Consider the following 16,209-nt stretch of genomic DNA (forward strand, 5'->3'; position numbering starts at 1 on the left):
CGGCCATGCAGGTAAGGCGTCCTTCCCTGCATGGGGGGCGGTCGATCAGTCGCGGCGGCGGGAGCGGAAGGCCGCCACGTGGACGCGGTTGGCGCAGCGCGGCGAGCAGAACCGCTTGGCGCGGTTGGTCGAGGTGTCCAGGAAGTACTTGCCGCAGTCCTCGGCGGCGCAGCGGCCCCAGCGTTCCAGTCCGTAGTGGACGATGCCCTGCGCCACGCCCCACGCCGCCGCGGCGGCGACCTCGGTGGCGGGCGACTGGCCGGGGTCGGCCACGTGCACGTGCCAGTTCTCCTTCTCGCTGTGACCCGAGGACAACTGCGGCCGTAGCGGGTGCGCGGCCAGCAGGGCGTTGGTCTCGCGCTGCACGGCCACGCGGTCGGCGGCGACGCCCGCGGCCAGCACGCGGCGCAGGCCGTCGGCCACCGGCCGCAGCGCCGCGAGGTCCTCGTCGCGGACGCGGTCGGCCCACCACGGCTCGTCGTACAGGGCCTCGCGCAGGCCGTCCACCTCGCTCAGGTCGGCGTTGGCCAGCCGGAGCGCGACGTCCAGGTAAGCAGCGTTGTCCACAGGCGGACCTTACCGTAGGCTCCGGCCGTCAGGGGCCCAAAGGCCTAGTGCTCATTACCGGAGGGTGCCGTGCAGCTGCTGAGACTGGCCGTGCCGGCGCTGGGCGTGCTCGCCGCCGAGCCCCTCTACCTGCTGGTGGACACCGCCGTCGTCGGTCACCTCGGCGTCGTGCCGCTGGCCGGGCTGTCGGTGGGATCGATCGTGTTGTCGCAGGTCGCGCAGCAGATGACCTTCCTGACCTTCGGCACCACGGCCCGCGCCGCCCGCCTGCACGGCGCCGGTCGGCGGGCCGACGCCGTGGCCGAGGGTGTGCAGGCCACGTGGTTCGCCGTGCTGGCCGGGCTGGTGCTGCTCGCGGTCGGTCAGTTGGCGGCGGGGCCGGTCGCCGGAGCGCTGGCCGGTTCGCCGGAATCGGCGGCGGCCGCGGTGGGCTGGCTGCGGATCGCGCTGCTGGGGGCGCCGCTGGTGCTGGTCACCATGGCCGGCAACGGGTGGATGCGCGGCGTGCAGGACATGCGGCGGCCGCTGCGGTACGTGCTGGCCGGCAACGGCGTGTCCGCCGTGCTGTGCCCGGTGCTGGTGCACGGCGTGGGCTGGGGGCTCAACGGCTCGGCCATCGCCAACGTCGTCGCGCAGGTGATCTCCGCCGGCCTGTTCGTGCGGGCGCTGCGGGCCGAGGGCGTGTCGCTGCGGCCACGCGTCGCTGCCCTACGCGAGCAGCTGGCCTTCGGCCGGGACGTCGCGCTGCTGGGGTTGGCGTTCCAGGCCTGCTGGATCTCGGCCACCGCCGTCGCCGCCCACACCTCGGCCGCGGCGGTCGGGGCGCACCAGATCGTGTTCCAGCTGTGGATGTTCCTGGCGTTCGTGCTCGACGCGCTGGCCATCGCCGCGCAGACCCTCGTCGGCTCGGCCCTCGGGGCCGGCGACGGGGAGCGGGCCACGCGCGTGGCCTGGCAGGTCACCCGCTACGGCCTGGTCTTCGGACTGGCACTGGCCGCGCTGTTCGCCGCCCTGGCCTCGGTCCTGCCGCCGCTGTTCACCACCGACCCGGCGGTGCTGGCCCAGATCCCACGGGCGTGGTGGTTCTTCGTGCTGCTCCAGCCGGTCGGCGGCGTCGTGTTCGTGCTGGACGGCGTGCTGCTGGGCGCCGGGGACGCCCGCTTCCTGCGCACGGCCAACTTCTGCGCCGCACTGTTCGGCTTCCTGCCCGTGGTGTGGGCTTCGCTGGCCCTGGGCTGGGGCCTGGTCGGCATCTGGTCGGCGCTGACCGTGTTCGTGCTGTTCCGGCTGGCCAACACCATGGCCCGCCTGCGCTCCGGCCGCTGGGCCGTGCCGGGGGCCATGGTGCGGCCCGTGTCGTGACGGTGGTCAGCCCGCCATGCTGCCGTCCCCGGTTTCGGGCGCGCCGACCGGCTTCACGTGCGGCCTGGGCGCGGCGGTGGTCGGCGGTGGCGGCGAGGTGGTCGTGGCGCCGCCGGTGATGGTGAAGGTCTGCGCCAGCGAACCGACCGCCGAGCAGGACACCGTCACCGTGTACGTGCCGGGCTTGGCGATGACCTTGCCGGTGCCGCTGTGCACGGTGTGGGAGTTGAGCACGAGCGGGATCGGGGCGACGAATCCGGGCGAGGTCGCCTGGTCGCAGCCGGGCGAGAGCGGGTCCTGCGACTTCAGCTCGATCGTGACGTCGCCGCCGGGCGCCACCTGACCCGGATTCACCGTGAGCGTGTACTGCTCGCCGTAGGCGGCGGCCGACGCGGTCGCCGCGGCGGACAGGCCGCCGATCAGGCCGACCGCCACTAAGCCGACGAGCATTTCCTTGCGTCCCATACTTCTTCACCCCTGTGACTCGATGTCGAACCTGACTTCGATCGCCCGGAAGTGAACGCCCGGCTCGCCCGTTTGGTTGCCTCGTTCCCGGATTGTCTCGCCCCTCAGGCTGCTCGGTCTGTCAAGGGATCAGCGCCGACGCCAGGGAGATGCGGTTGCTGCGGCCGGCGGGCCCGGTGGGGCGGCCGATGCGGAACAGCGCCACCGGGGTGGCCCCGGCCTTCGCGCCGGTCAGGGCGGCGATGGCGGGGCGGGTCTCGGGGCGGTCGATGGCGATGGAGATCGGGTGGTAGCCGAAGCCGTTGGCGCAGATCGTCACCCACGCCCGCAGCAGCCGCCGTCCCGCCGCGACCAGGTCCTCAGGGCGGTCGGAGTCCGCCATCAGCACGGCCACCGCCGGCGCCACGCCCAGCAGCCGGATGTCGCGCCCGGAGAACACCGTGGCCAGCGGGGCGGGCAGCCGGCCGAGACGGAACGCCGCGCGCAGGGCCAGCCACTCGTAGCCGGCCAGGCCGAGCTGGCCGCGGGTCATGCCGTCCGGGCTTGACTCGTCGCGGACCCAGGTGTCCAGGTCGGAGACGAAACGCCGGTCGCGCCAGGACAGCACGGCCGCTCGCCGCACGATCCGGGCGACCTGCTCGGTCGGCGTCAGCATGCAGCCCAGGCCGGTGAGTGCGTCGACGAGGCCGGTCGGCAGCGGCTCGTCGGTGTAGGTGGAGCGGTTGGTGGCCCGCTCCACCAGACGCAGCGCCAGCGGGTCGACCTCGTCGCCGGCCTCCACCAGCCGGGCATCGGCGACGTGCAGGTCGGCGCCGTCCCGGCCGAACACGGGCGTGATCTCCGCGCGGAGGTGCTCGCGGCTGGCGGCGATGGCCAGGGTCTCCAGGAAGGCGCCCATGCACAGGTAGGCGTCCCGGTCGTCGGGATCGGCCGGCAGGTAGTCGTGGTGGTCGTAGTGCAGCTCGTAGGCGCCGTCCTCGCGGACACGGATGCGCCAGGGCTGGGCGTTGTGCGCGCTGGGGGCCCGCAGTGCGGCGGTGAGCACCGCACGGTGCAGTGCCGGCACGGCGGTGACGGTGTCAGGCATGGTCTCCTCGCAGGATGTAGCGGCGCTTGATGCGCGTGGCGTTGGCTTCGAAGACACCGGTTCCGGGCGCGGTGGGCGCGATGTGGAAGGCCAGCGCCCGGTCGTCCTCGGCCGCGGCGGCGGCCCAGTCGCGGTTGTGCAGCACGAGCCAGTCGGCCAGCGCGGCCATCACCATGGCCGGCAGGCCGGGGTCGACGCGGCCGTGGTCGTCGGCGACCTCGACGTGCACCACGGGGCCGGTGGTGCCGTCCGGCTCGACGTGCACCACGGGGCCGGTGGTGCCGTCCGGGTAGTCGGCCATGGCCAGGCAGAACGCGCCGATGCCCAGGTCGGGGCGGCGGTCGGCCAGGGTGCCGAGCGCGGCGTCGACGTCCTCCGGGTAGAGGTTCGCGCCCATGTGCGACAGCGTGGAGTCGGCGCGCCCGTGCACGTAGAGCATGGGTAATCGCGGTGCGCCGGCCAGCGGCAGGGCGATGCCGTGGCGGGCCGCGGCCGCGACCAGGTCGGGGAAGCGCAGCACGCCGCCGGCGTCGTGCACGGCGTACCGCACACGGGGCGACAGCAGCCGCCGCGTGACCGTGACGACGAGTTCTCCGTCGACGGCCTCCACGTGGTAGGTCGACGGGTCGTACTGGAACACCATGGGCAGCCGCCCGGTGTGGCCGAACAGGGCCTGCGCGAAGTCGGGGTCGGTGGCCGCGGCGGCCCGCACCGCCACGGTCAGCTCGGTCTCGCCGGCCACGCCGATGTCCAGGTCGGAGGCGCCGTAGGCGGACAGCACGTGGGAGAACGAGCGCTGCAGCCGCCGGCGCAGCACCTCGGTCATGCCCTCGCCGCCGACGAAGCCCCACAGCTCGTGGGCCGACAGGTCCACGCCGCGCTCGGCGGCCGCCGCGACCAGCGCGTCCAGGAACGGCGGGTAGCCGCACACCACGTAGCAGACGTCGGTGCCGAGCAGGTCGATCGCCGCGAACATCTTGTCCAGGTCGGGCCCGCACGACTTGACCACGCCGAGCCGCCGCAGCGCGCCCGTGACGGACTGGCCGGTGGCCCAGGCGCCCATGGAGAAGCAGTTGAGCACCACGACGCGGCGGTGGCGGCGGGACCGCAGCAGGTAGCGCGCCTGCACGGCGAGACGCGCCTCGACCTGGTCGAGCTCCGCCCGCGAGCGGACCCACTGGTAGGGCCGGCCCGACGAGCCGGAGGACTCGTCGACCTCCACGCCCCGTTCGGGCAGCTCACCGCCGCGGCAGCGCGCGGCCAGCGGGTGCACGTCGATGTAGTTGGCCTTGTCCAACACCGGCAATGCCGACAGGTATCCGTGTAGGCCGCCGGCCTGCGTCGCGGCCGACCATGGTCGCGCTCCCTGCGTCGCCGCCTGGTAGGCCGGCACCTGCCGGCGTGCCGTCGCGGCCGTGCGCACGGCGCCGTACAGCCCGGCGCGTTCGGCGACGCCGGCGCCCCATCGGCCGAGCAGCGCCATGCCGCCCGGCCGCCGCGCCAGCGTCACGTCGGCGGCGCGCACGAGCAGGTGCGCGCCGAGTCCGCCGGCGAGGTCGAAAGCCACTGCGATCCGCATGCGGCACATCGTGTTCGGCCTCGGGGCCGGCCATAAGCGAGGTGCTACTCAGTGCGGGTGAGTAGTTGCACCGATTGACAGGCTGTGCCGACGGCCTCAGGGCTCGCGGGCAGCAGCGGTAGACGAACGTCCGGGGTGGGGATGCGGCCGTGCGCGTGCAGCACGCCCTTGAGCACGGTCGGGTTGGGTTCGGCGAACAGCGCCGTGCACAGCCGCGCCAGGGCGTGACCGAGGGGACGGGCGGTTGCCACGTCGCCCTTGTGCCACGTCGCCACGAGCCGGGCGAACTCCGCGGTGCACAGGTGTGAGGAGGCGGTGATGCCGCCGTGGGCGCCCAGCGCCAGCATGGGCGACAGGTAGGCGTCGTCCCCGGCGAACACGGCGAAGTCCGGCGGGCAGTCGCCCAGCAGCGCGACGGCGTCCTCGGTCATGCCGCTGGCTACCTTGGCCCCGATGATGTTGGGGATTCGGCTGAGCGTGAGCAGCGTGGCGGCGCTGAGCGGCTGTGCCGTGCGGTGTGGCACGTGGTAGACGAGCAGCGGCACCGGGCTGTCGGCGGCCAGCTGCGTGAAGTGGGCGATGACGCCGGCCTCCCCGGGGCGCACGTAGTACGGCACCGGCACCAGCGCGGCGTCGACCTGCGCATGCGCGGCCAGCGCCTCGACGCTGGAGCGGGTGTCATTGGTGCCGGCCCCCACCACGAGCGCGGCGCCGTGATCGGCGCAGGCCCGCGCGCATATCTCCAGCACCGTGCGCTTCTCGTCGGCGTCGAGGGCGAAGGCCTCCGCGGTGGTGCCCAGCGCGACGAGGCCGGCCGCGCCCTGCGTGAGGACGTCGTCGGCCAGCGCCGCGAGGGCCTCGGCCGCGACGGTGCCGTCGGCGGCGAACGGCGTGATCAGGGGGACGAGGATGCCTTCCATGCCCTTCAGCGTGCGGGCGGCGATCATGCAGGTCCAGTTCGCGTTTGTACGGTGATACGTAAGCTGGGCTGATGCTTGATGTGCGCCGGCTGCGGCTGCTGCGGGAACTGGCCCATCGCGGCACCATCGCCGCCGTCGCCGAGGCGGTCTCGTTCACGCCGTCCGCGGTGTCGCAGCAGCTGTCCGCGCTGGAGCGGGAGGCGGGTGTGCCGCTGTTGACCCGCAGTGGCCGCCGGGTGGTGCTCACGCCGGCCGGCCGCGGCCTGGTCCGGCATGCCGAGGCCGTGTTGGCGCAGCTGGAGCGCGCCGCCGCCGAGCTCGACGGGGCCCGTCAAGGTCTGTCGGGGTCGCTGCGCATCGGCACCTTCCCCAGCGCCGGCCGGGCCATGGTGCCGGCCGCGCTGGCCGAGCTGTCACGGCGCCATCCGGGGTTGGAGCCCATGGTCGTGGAACTGGATCCCGCCCAGGTCGCCGACGCGGTGCGGGCCGGCGACCTCGATGTGGCGCTGGTGCACTCCTACGACTTCGCTCCCGTGCCGGACGAGGCTGGTATCGCCGTGATACCGCTGTGCCGCGAGTCGATGTACCTCGCCACCACCTCGACCGGGCTCGCGACCGTGGCCGACTGCCGTGACGAGCCGTGGATCCTCGCGGTCGAGGGCACGTTGTGCCACCGCATGACCGTGCACGCCTGCCAGGCCGCCGGCTTCACCCCGCACGCCCGGCACCAGATCGACGACTTCGGCACCGTTCTCGCGCTCGTCGCCGCCGGTCAGGGCGTGGCGCTGGTGCCCGAGCTGGGGCTGGTCGACTGCCCCGACGGCGTCACGCTGACCCGGCTGTCCCTCGGCCGTCACACCCGCATCGCCCACCGCAGCGGCGCCGAGGACCACCCGGCCGTGCGAGCCTTCGCCGACGCCCTGCGCACCACCGTTCCCGAAGGGCTTTAGAACCCCGAGGGCCGCTGGTCGGCCCAGGGACGGGCCTGCTCGATCTGGGACGAAAGGGACAGCAGCGTGCACTCGTCGTGGGGCCGCCCGACCAGCTGCACGGCCAGCGGCAGGCCCTCGGGCGTGAACCCGGCGGGCACGGAGGCGGCGGGGTTGCCGGCGATGTTCCACTGCGGCAGGAACGCCGTGTAGCGGTTGGCGGCCAGCAGCGCGGTGAACGTGGAACGGCCCTGCCACTCGCCGACGCGGATCGGCGGCTTGGTGAGCGTGGGCGTGAGCAGCACGTCGACGTGCTCGAAGACCTGGTTGGCGACCTGGGAGAAGCGCTCCCCGAACCGCAGCGACCGCATGACCAGCCATCGCGGCACGGCGCGGCCCATGGCGGCGACCTGCCGGGTGCGGCGCTCCACGGCCTCGGGGCGGTCCAGCGCGGCCACGGACTCGGCGGCGCTGGACAGGTAGCGCGGGGCCAGCGCGAGCTGCGTGGTCGGGTCCAGCAGCGTGGGATCGCGCTCGACGACCTCGTGCCCCAGCTCCCGCAGCAGCTCCGCCATGCCCAGCACCGCTGCCTGCACGCGCTCGTCCACCGGCGCGCCGGCGACCCACGGCTTGAGCGACACCGCCACGCGCAGCTTGCCCGGCGCGGTCGCCGCGGCCTCGACGAAGCTGGTGCGTGGCGGGATCGCGGCCACCGGGTCGCTGGGCAGCGAGCCCCGGATCTGGTCGGCGACCAGGGCCCAGTCCCGCACGTGCCGACTCAGCGGCCCGGTCACGACCATGCCCGTCCACTGCTCGCCGTTGGGGTGCAGCGACACCCGCCCGCGCTGCGGCTTGAGGCCGTAGATGCCCGTCGAGGCGGCGGGGATTCGGATCGAGCCGGCCCCGTCGGAGCCGATCGCCGCGCCCGCCAGCCCCGCGCACACGGCGCTGGCCGACCCGCCGCTGGAGCCGCCCGAGGTGTGCTCGGGCGACCACGGGTTGCGGGTGGCGCCCGCGAACGCCGACTCCGTGTACGGCCACAGCCCCAGTTCCGGCATCCGCGTGCGCCCCACGATCACCGCCCCCGCAGCGCGCAGCCGTCGCACGACCTCCGAGTCCGCCGGCTCCGTACGGTCCACGGCGTACGTGCCGGTCGTCGTGGGCAGGCCGGCGATGGCCAGGTCCTCCTTCACGGCGATCGGCACGCCCAGCAGCGGCGCGTCCTCCCCGTGGGCTCGGCGCTCGTCGGCCTCGGCCGCGCGCGCCAGGGCCTGTTCGGCGAACACCAGGCGGTAGGCGTTGAGCTCGCGGTCGTGGCGCTCGATGCGACGCAGCGTGGCGTCCACCAGCTCACGTGACGACAACTCGCCGGCGCGCAGCAGTTCGGCCTGGGCGGCGGCGCCGGCGAAACACACGTCGGCGAGGTCCATGCCCCGACCCTAGGGCCGTTTCCTACATCCGGGCAGGGTGCCGATGCCGCCACATCCCGAACTTCATGGCCAGGAAAGCCACCACGATCAGCGGGAACGCGAAGCCGTGGGTAAGCACGATCACGGCGGCCAGCACCAGCAGCACCGGCAGCACTCGCGGGTCGAAGCCGGGTCCGCGGCGGCGGCCCCGTTCGGGTTTCGGGGGAGTCGGGTCGGGCAGGTCGGCGGTCAACGGCGTCAGGTCGTCCAGGAACCGGGCCTTGTAGGTCTCGGCGATGCGCTCCTCGGCCTCGGGCAGGGTCAGCAGACCCTGGCCGACGGCCTCGTTGAGCCGCTCGACGATCCGTTCCCGGTCCTGGTCGGACGCCCTCATCTGAGTGGTCATGCCTCCATGCTCCGTGCGCGCGGGGGTGGCGACGTCGGTTGGGAAGCGGCTTGTCGGCGTACGTCGAGGGGCGTACGCCATGATCGGGACATGACGAGTTTGCGGGGCAGGACGGCGCTGGTGACCGGCGCGGGTCGGGGGCTCGGACGGGCGCTGGCGGTGGGGCTGGCCGCCGAGGGCGCGGACGTGGTGCTGGTGGCGCGGTCGCGGGAGCAGTTGGAGCAGACCGCCGCGCTGGTGTCGACGAAGGCCACCGTGATCCCGGCCGACCTGGGCGACCTCACGCAGGTGGCCGCCGTCGCCGAACAGGCCGGTGCGGTGGACGTGCTGATCAACAACGCCGCCGTGCCGTGGCCGGTCGGGCCCACCGCGACGCTCGACCCGGCGGAGGTCGCCGCCGCGGTCAACCTGAACGTGACCGGGCTGATCGCGCTGACGGTCGGCGTGCTGTCCGGGATGCTCGAGCGCGGCTGGGGCCGGATCGTGAACCTGTCCAGCGGGGTGGCCGGCAACCCCGGCTTCATGATCGGCGGCACCATCTACACCACGACCAAGGTGGCGGTGGAGGGGCACACCGTGAACCTGGCCGCCGAGCTCGCGGACACCGGCGTGACGGCGAACATCTACCGGCCCGGCACGGTGGACACCTCGATGCAGACCTGGGTCCGCGAGGAGGGCAGCGCGCAGATGAGCGAGGCGACCCGGTCGTACTTCGCCGGTGTGCACGAGCGGGGCGAGCTGCTCACGCCCGAGCACAGTGCGGCCCGTCTGATCGCCCGGCTGGCCGGAGACGACAACGGGCGTACCTGGACCCCCAACGACCCGGCCTGACCCCGCGGGCGATCTCTAAACCGTGATCGACATCGCTGCTGGCCAGCGGCGCGTCGAGGCCACCACAGGCGTGGTACCACAGCTAGGGTGATCATGTGGTTGATCGACGTCCGGGGTCAAGGCGGGCACTGCTGGGGGATGCGGCGATAGCGATTCTCGCGCGGGAGGGCGGCCGTGGGCTGACCCATCGCGCCGTGGACCGGGAGGCGGAAGTGCCGCAGGGCACGACCAAGAACTACTTCCCGACGCGGGAGTCGCTGCTGGAGGCGGCGGCCGCGCGCATGGCCGACGAGCACCGGGCGGCGGTGGAGCGGCTGCACAGCACCACCCCGTCGCAGGTGTCCCCGAGCCAGCTGGGGGAGCTGTACCCGGCGCTGCTCAACCGCGCCGTCAACGGGGACCCGACGCAGCTGCTGGCCATGGCCGAGCTGTACCTGGAGGCCGTGCGGCGGCCGGGAGTGCGGCAGGCGCTGGGGGAAATGGCGATCGCCAATGCCGAGTCGGCGGTGGCACTGCACCAGGTGGCGGGGCTGGACAGCACGACCCGGGATGTCGGCGTGCTGGACGCCTATCTGCTGGGAATCTCGTTGTCCCTTCTGGCATTGCCGCCCGACGCGCTGCGCAGGATCGGCTTGGACGACCCCTATTCACTCGGTCTCGGTGTGTTCGCGGCGGCCGTCCCGAAGGCGCCCGCGGCCGATACGGGGATCGCCGACCAGGAATGCTCCTAAACGCGTTTCACCCGGCTGGACGAATTGTTTTTGCCTTTTCGTGTGTCATCCTGGCGTTTGTGCATGACCGGCAGGTGAGCACGTCCGTGCTGGTGGACGTGGTCTACGTGCTGGGCGGCGACGTGGTGTTCTCCCCGGCCGCCCAGCAGCTCAGTGATGCCGAGACCGCGGAGCGACTGCTGGCCGCGGCGGCCCTGATGGGCATTGCCCGGCAGATTATGCATGAAATCGTGGTGACGAACGGGCTGCCGATCGACCAGGCGACCCGCCTTGTGCTGGACGCGGCCACGGCTTCCGGGTGGATTTCCGGTGACGACGGCGGAACGGAATGGTTGCGGGCCGGCTGATCAGCGGGTGCGAACAACGGTGTCGGCGACAAAGGCGCTCGGCACCGAAGGTGTCTTGCCACAACTGGTCGGGCGAGCCGGCGGCAGCGGGTGTTCCGTCACGGTGACACTCCATTCCCGGCCATCCGAATGAGTGACGACAACACCGTCGGGGGATACCGACAACGCCGTCGGATCCGTGTCCTCCAGCAGTTCCCGCACCGCCAGCTCGGCCACCTGGCCCGGCCGTGACCAGCAGGAACGCCCTCGGTTGCCCGTCAGCACCACGCCGCCGGAATCGAGCAGCCGCTGCCCGTCGGACGGCGCGACCCGGCCGTAGAGATATCCCGTCGGCAACAGCACCGCCGTCGGCGCGAACCGATGACCGCCGGTGTGCGTGGTCTCCCAGACCCGCCCCGGATTCGCCGCCGCCAGCGCCCCGGCCAGGGGACGCCCCTCCACCGCGCAGCACACGTCGCGGCGGCCGTTGGTGCACACCAGCAGCACCGACTCGTCGACGCGGCTGCCCAGGCCCACGTGCTGCCCGGCGCCGGCGGCATGGAAGTCCAGGTCCAGCAGCTGCTTGGGGTCGGTCAGCACCGTCGACTCCAGCCAGCATGCCCCGGGCCGCGTGGACGCGAGGTACACCTGGCGGGGCTGGGCGTGGTGGAAGTCCGCGTGTGCCCCGGGCCGTCGGATCAGCACGATCCGCACACCGCTGCCGTTGGCCCGCGCGGACAGCTCAGAGGCCAGGTCATGGTCGAGGTGGCTCTCGTGCAGGGCGTCGTGACCCCAGGGGCCGGGCTGCTCGATACACAGCCAGCCGGTTGCGACAGACGCGGTTCCGGCCTGCGGCTCGCTCAGCGCGGCGGACAGGGCCGAACAGCTGCCGGACGTGTCGTGCACCTTCACAAGACTACAACCGGGTGATCTCCGGCACCCCGTGAACGCGGCGATCGACCTCCTAGGCTGCGGTCATGATCGAGGATTGGTCCGACGAGGTAACCCAGATCCGACGCCGCCGTGAGCAGGCGGCCGGGCTCGGCGGACCGGACAAGATCGCCCGCCAGCACGGCAGTGGGCGGATGACCGTGCGCGAGCGGATCGAGGCGCTGGCCGACGAGGGCAGCTTCGCCGAGATCGGGGCGCTGGCCGGGTTCGCCAACCCGGACGGCAGCGTGACGCCGGCGAACTTCGTGGCCGGCACAGCCCGGCTCGGCGGACGCAAGGTGGTGCTGGGCGCGGACGACTTCACCGGGCGCGGCGGGTCGGGGGACGCGGCCATCCACGCCAAGCAGGTGTACTCCGAGCAGCTGGCCGGCCAGTTCCGGCTGCCGCTGATCCGCCTGCTCGACGGGGCCAGCGGCGGCGGCAGCGTGAAGATGATCGAGCAGGCCGGCTACAGCTACGTGCCGGTCAACCCCGGCTGGGACCACGTCGTCGACAACCTCTCCACGGTGCCGGTGGTGTCGGCGTGCCTGGGGCCCGTGGTCGGCCTAGGTGCGGCACGGGCGGTGATGTCTCACCTGTGCGTGCTGGTGGAGGGCCTGGCGCAGCTGTTCGTCGCCGGACCGCCCGTGGTGCGCGGCGGCATCGGCGAGGACGTGGACAAGGAGCAGCTCGGCGGTGCGGACGTGCACCGCCGCAACGGCAACGTCGACCGCTTCGTCGCCACCGAGGCCGAGGCGTTCGCCGTGATCCGCCGGTTCCTGTCCTACCTGCCGTCCAGCGTTCATGATCTGCCTCCCGTCACGACCTGCGAAGATGCCGCCACGCGCGCCGACGAGAGCCTGCTGTCGGCGATCCCGCGCAACCCGCGACGGCCGTACCGAATCGCGCCCATCCTCGACGCTGTCTTCGACGCCAGCTCGGTGTTCCGCTACGCCGACTACGGCGGCGCCACCGTCACCGCGCTGGCCCGCCTCGACGGCCACCCCGTGGGCGTGGTCGCCACCGACCCGTACCGCGGCAACACGCTGTCCGCCGCCGGCGCGCTGGCCCTGACCCGGCTCGTGGACCTGTGCGAGACGTTCCACCTGCCGATCGTCAGCCTCACCGACCAGGGCGGCATGACCATCGGCACCGCCGCCGAACGCGCCGGCACCCTGCGGACCGGCGCCCGCGCCATCAGCGCCGTCTACCAGGCCCACGTGCCGCAGGCCGAGCTGATCCTGCGCCGCGTGTACGGGGTCGGCGGCGCCGGCATCGTCAACCGCCACCGTGGCGCCCGCAGCTGGGCCTGGCCCTCCGGCGACTGGGGCTCGCTGCCGGCCAAGGGCGGTATCGAAGCCGCCTACCGCGCCGAACTCGCCCGCTCCGACGACCCCGCAGCGGACCTCGAAGCCATCCAGGACCGCCTGGCCACCCTGATGTCCCCGTTCCGCACGGCCGAGCACTTCGGCGTGCAGGACATCATCGACCCACGGGAGAGCCGGGCCCTGCTGTGCGAGTGGGTGCACGACGCCTACCGGCTACTGCCCGCGTTGGTGGGACCACCCCACTGGGGAACCCGGCCCTAGTGGCAAGATCGAGCCGGTGCGCTTCTACGCCGACCTGCACATCCACTCGAAGTACTCCCGGGCCTGCAGCCGCGACTGCGATCTCGAGCACCTGACCTGGTGGGCCCAGCGCAAGGGCATCAGCCTCGTCGGCACGGGCGACTTCACCCACCCCGCCTGGTACGACCACCTGCGCGAGACGCTCGTGCCGGCCGAGCCCGGCCTGTTCCGGCTGCGCCCCGAGCTCGACCGCGACATCGCCCGCACGCTGCCGCCCAGCTGCGTCGGCGACGTCCGCTTCATGCTCAGCGTGGAGATCTCGACGATCTACAAACGTGACGACCGCACCCGCAAGGTGCACCACCTGATCTACATGCCGAGCTTCGACGCGGCCGCCGAGTTCAACCGGCGGCTGGGCAAGATCGGCAACCTCGGCTCCGACGGCCGCCCCATCCTCGGCCTGGACTCCCGCGACCTGCTGGAGATCACCCTGGAGAGCGGCGAGGGCTCCTACCTGGTGCCGGCCCACGTGTGGACGCCGTGGTTCGCGGTGCTGGGCTCCAAGTCCGGCTTCGACGCCATCGCCGACTGCTACGCCGACCTCGCCGACCACGTCTTCGCCGCCGAGACCGGCCTGTCCAGCGATCCCGAGATGAACTGGCGCGTCTCCGGCCTGGACCGCTACACCCTGGTCAGCAACTCCGACGCGCACTCGCCGCCCGTGCTCGGGCGCGAGGCCACGGTGTTCGACACCGACATGGACTACTTCGCCGTGCGCCGCGCCCTGGAGACCCGGGAGGGCTTCGGCGGCACCGTCGAGTTCTTCCCCGAGGAGGGCAAGTACCACTCCGACGGCCACCGCAAGTGCGACGTGCGCTTCGGCCCGGCCGAGACCATCGCCCACAACGGCCTGTGCCCGGCCTGCGGCAAGCCGCTCACCGTCGGCGTGCTCAGCCGCATCCAGGAGCTGGCCGACCGCGAGCTCGGCTACCGGCCCGCCGACGCCGTCGACTTCCGCAGCCTCATCCCGCTGCCGGAGATCATGAGCGAGCTGCTCGGCGTCGGCCCCAAGAGCAAGAAGGTGCTCTCCGAGATTGCCACCCTCACCGCCGCCCACGGTCCCGAGCTGGGCATCCTCGACGACGTGCCGCTGGATGACCTCGCCGCCTCCAACACGTTGCTGGGCGAGGCGATCGGACGGCTGCGCCGCGGCGAGGTCATCCGCGACGCCGGCTACGACGGCGAGTACGGCGTGATCCGGCTGTTCGAGCCGGGGGAGCTGGCCAAGGCCTCCGGGTCGGTCTCCCTGTTCGACGACGACCTGTTCGCCCCGCCGCCCAAGCCCAAGCCGGTCGCCGCACCGGTTGTGGCCGATGCGCCGGTCGAGCCCGAGCTGTTCGAGGAACCGGCGCTGCCCGAACCCGTCGGCACCACCCTGCTCGACGGCCTCGACCCCGACCAGCGGGCCGCCGCGGCCGTGCCGTCCGGGCCGCTGCTGATCATCGCCGGCCCCGGCACCGGCAAGACCCGCACCCTGACCCACCGCATCGCCCATCTCGTCACCGAACGCGGCGTGCCGGCCTCGCAGTGCCTGGCCATCACCTTCACCCGCCGCGCCGCCGCCGAACTGGCCGAGCGCCTGGAAACCCTGGTCGGGCCGCAGGCGCACGACCTCACCGTGGCGACGTTCCACTCGCTCGGCGTCCGCATCCTGCGTGAGCAGCACGCCCGCGTGGGCCTCAGCCCGCGGTTCGGCATCGCCGACGAGACCGTCGTCCAGGAACTGCGGGACGAGCACGGCGAGATGTACAAGAAGGAGCTGCGCGCCCGCGACCTCGTCGACTTCGACGACCTGGTCGAGATGCCCGTGGAGCTGCTGGCCGGGGACACCTCGCTGATCGAGCACTACCGCGCCCGCTGGCCGTGGGTCAGCGTCGACGAGTACCAGGACGTCGACGAGACCCAGTACCGGCTGCTGCGCCTGCTGTGCGCCGCCGACGGCAACCTCACCGCCATCGGCGACCCCGACCAGGCGATCTACCGCTTCCGTGGCGCCGACGTCGGTTTCTTCCTGCGGTTCCAGGAGGACTTCCCGGGCGCCACCCGCGTGCAGCTGGGCCGCAACTACCGCTCCGGCAAGCACATCCTCGCCGGCGCCGTGCAGGCCATCACCCCGACCACGCTGGTCGAGGACCGCTCGCTCGAACCGTGCGGCTCGCACACCGAGCACGCCCTCATCGGCCTGCACCACGCCATCGACGAGCAGGCCGAGGCCAGCTTCGTCGCCCGCACCATCGACCAGCTGCTGGGTGGCTCCTCGTTCCACTCGCTCGACACCGGCCGCGTGGCCGGCGACGGGACGCAGGGCTTGTCGTTCAACGACTTCGCCGTGCTCTACCGGACCAGCACCCAGGCCCGGGCCGTGATGGAGGCCCTGACCCGCGCCGGTGTCCCGTTCCAGAAGCGCTCCCACGACCGGCTCACCGATCGCCCCGGCGTCCGTGCCCTGGCTCGGGAGCTGGGCCTGGTCGGGCTGCACGGCTCCGTCGTCGAACGGGTCCGCCAGGCCGCGCACGGCCTCGACGACGAGGACTCCTTCACCGCCCTGGAACTGCTCATGCCGCTGGCGCTGCGTCACGGCGACGACCTGGCCGGCTTCCTGTCCGAGCTGGCCCTCGGCGCCGAGGTCGACACCTGGGACCCGCGCGCCGACCGCGTCTCGCTGCTGACCCTGCACGCCTCCAAGGGCCTGGAGTTCCCGGTCGTGTTCCTCGTCGGCTGCGAGGACGGGCTGCTGCCCATGCGTTGGCCGGGGGAGACCCTCGACCAGGAGGCCGTCAACGAGGAACGCCGCCTGTTCTTCGTCGGCATGACCCGCGCCCAGCAGCACCTTTACCTCAGCCACGCCTCCTCCCGCCTCCGCCAGGGCACCGTCCGCCCGGCCACCCCTTCCCCCTTCCTCTCTGCCATCGCCCCCACCGTCACCGACCGCATAGGCGACCCCGTCCCCAGAAAACGCAAACCCAAGCAAGAAACCCTTTTCTAAGTTCGGAAGGGACCATTCCTCCACTCGGAGTGGAGGAATGGTCCCTTCCGAAC

The 16,209-nt window shown here is 72.7% G+C and carries 15 protein-coding genes; 7 read left to right on the forward strand and 8 right to left on the reverse strand.

The features are described from left to right. Window positions 1–45 precede the first annotated feature (45 nt). Complete coding sequence (locus tag AB0M73_RS28445) at window positions 46–567, reverse strand: CGNR zinc finger domain-containing protein (RefSeq protein ID WP_363896508.1); 522 nt, start codon at window positions 565–567, stop codon at window positions 46–48. Window positions 568–636: 69 nt separating this feature from the next. On the opposite strand from AB0M73_RS28445, the gene AB0M73_RS28450 reads away from it, so the two are divergent. Beyond that, window positions 637–1,929 carry an MATE family efflux transporter gene (locus AB0M73_RS28450; protein WP_363896511.1) on the forward strand — a complete coding sequence of 431 codons (1,293 nt, stop codon included), beginning with the start codon at window positions 637–639 and terminating at the stop codon, window positions 1,927–1,929. Between the two features lie 6 nt (window positions 1,930–1,935). On the opposite strand, the gene AB0M73_RS28455 is transcribed toward AB0M73_RS28450, so the two are convergent. The 4 genes from AB0M73_RS28455 to dapA all read right to left on the reverse strand — a co-directional run bounded on the left by AB0M73_RS28455 (window position 1,936) and on the right by dapA (window position 6,007). Continuing rightward, the gene (locus AB0M73_RS28455) at window positions 1,936–2,394 is read right to left on the reverse strand and encodes a hypothetical protein (protein ID WP_363896515.1); all 459 of its coding nucleotides are present in this window, start codon (window positions 2,392–2,394) and stop codon (window positions 1,936–1,938) included. A gap of 121 nt (window positions 2,395–2,515) precedes the next feature. Then, window positions 2,516–3,481 (reverse strand): hypothetical protein, encoded by a 966-nt coding sequence (locus tag AB0M73_RS28460; RefSeq protein WP_363896518.1) that lies wholly within the window; start codon window positions 3,479–3,481, stop codon window positions 2,516–2,518. Beyond that, window positions 3,474–5,060, reverse strand: coding sequence for a hypothetical protein (locus tag AB0M73_RS28465; RefSeq protein WP_363896521.1), 1,587 nt, complete (start codon window positions 5,058–5,060; stop codon window positions 3,474–3,476). Before AB0M73_RS28465 ends, AB0M73_RS28460 begins: the two co-directional genes overlap by 8 nt. 44 nt (window positions 5,061–5,104) lie before the next feature. Then, window positions 5,105–6,007, reverse strand: coding sequence for a 4-hydroxy-tetrahydrodipicolinate synthase (gene dapA / locus AB0M73_RS28470; RefSeq protein ID WP_363896524.1), 903 nt, complete (start codon window positions 6,005–6,007; stop codon window positions 5,105–5,107). 44 nt (window positions 6,008–6,051) lie between these two features. Here dapA and AB0M73_RS28475 point away from each other — a divergent pair, with 44 nt between their 5' ends. After that, the gene (locus AB0M73_RS28475; RefSeq protein ID WP_363896527.1) at window positions 6,052–6,930 is read left to right on the forward strand and encodes a LysR substrate-binding domain-containing protein; all 879 of its coding nucleotides are present in this window, start codon (window positions 6,052–6,054) and stop codon (window positions 6,928–6,930) included. Here AB0M73_RS28475 and AB0M73_RS28480 read toward each other — a convergent pair. Both AB0M73_RS28480 and AB0M73_RS28485 read right to left on the reverse strand, forming a co-directional pair. After that, the gene (locus AB0M73_RS28480; protein ID WP_363896530.1) at window positions 6,927–8,339 is read right to left on the reverse strand and encodes an amidase; all 1,413 of its coding nucleotides are present in this window, start codon (window positions 8,337–8,339) and stop codon (window positions 6,927–6,929) included. The genes AB0M73_RS28475 and AB0M73_RS28480 overlap by 4 nt on opposite strands. A gap of 22 nt (window positions 8,340–8,361) precedes the next feature. Next, window positions 8,362–8,724: a DUF1707 domain-containing protein gene (locus tag AB0M73_RS28485; RefSeq protein ID WP_363896533.1), complete on the reverse strand. Its 363-nt coding sequence runs from the start codon at window positions 8,722–8,724 to the stop codon at window positions 8,362–8,364. A gap of 90 nt (window positions 8,725–8,814) precedes the next feature. Between AB0M73_RS28485 and AB0M73_RS28490 the strand changes: the two genes are divergently transcribed. From AB0M73_RS28490 to AB0M73_RS28500, 3 genes are all read left to right on the forward strand, one after another. Further along, entirely contained in the window at window positions 8,815–9,555 is a 741-nt protein-coding gene (locus tag AB0M73_RS28490; RefSeq protein ID WP_363896536.1) for an SDR family NAD(P)-dependent oxidoreductase, read from the forward strand. Window positions 9,556–9,650: 95 nt separating this feature from the next. Continuing rightward, window positions 9,651–10,286 (forward strand): TetR/AcrR family transcriptional regulator, encoded by a 636-nt coding sequence (locus AB0M73_RS28495; RefSeq protein ID WP_363896539.1) that lies wholly within the window; start codon window positions 9,651–9,653, stop codon window positions 10,284–10,286. A gap of 59 nt (window positions 10,287–10,345) precedes the next feature. Continuing rightward, on the forward strand, window positions 10,346–10,633 hold the full coding sequence (locus tag AB0M73_RS28500) for a hypothetical protein (protein ID WP_363896542.1): 288 nt from the start codon (window positions 10,346–10,348) through the stop codon (window positions 10,631–10,633). Here the strand turns inward: AB0M73_RS28500 and AB0M73_RS28505 are convergent, their stop codons facing one another. Further along, entirely contained in the window at window positions 10,634–11,518 is an 885-nt protein-coding gene (locus AB0M73_RS28505) for a sucrase ferredoxin (protein WP_363896544.1), read from the reverse strand. A gap of 71 nt (window positions 11,519–11,589) precedes the next feature. Here AB0M73_RS28505 and AB0M73_RS28510 point away from each other — a divergent pair, with 71 nt between their 5' ends. Together AB0M73_RS28510 and AB0M73_RS28515 are read left to right on the forward strand one after the other, a co-directional pair. Beyond that, window positions 11,590–13,131: a carboxyl transferase domain-containing protein gene (locus AB0M73_RS28510; protein WP_363896547.1), complete on the forward strand. Its 1,542-nt coding sequence runs from the start codon at window positions 11,590–11,592 to the stop codon at window positions 13,129–13,131. A gap of 16 nt (window positions 13,132–13,147) precedes the next feature. Next, window positions 13,148–16,156 carry a UvrD-helicase domain-containing protein gene (locus tag AB0M73_RS28515; RefSeq protein WP_363896550.1) on the forward strand — a complete coding sequence of 1,003 codons (3,009 nt, stop codon included), beginning with the start codon at window positions 13,148–13,150 and terminating at the stop codon, window positions 16,154–16,156. Window positions 16,157–16,209: the final 53 nt, after the last annotated feature.

The sequence above is a fragment of the Kutzneria sp. NPDC051319 genome (assembly GCF_040682195.1).
In the GTDB taxonomy this organism is placed as follows: Bacteria; Actinomycetota; Actinomycetes; order Mycobacteriales; family Pseudonocardiaceae; genus Kutzneria.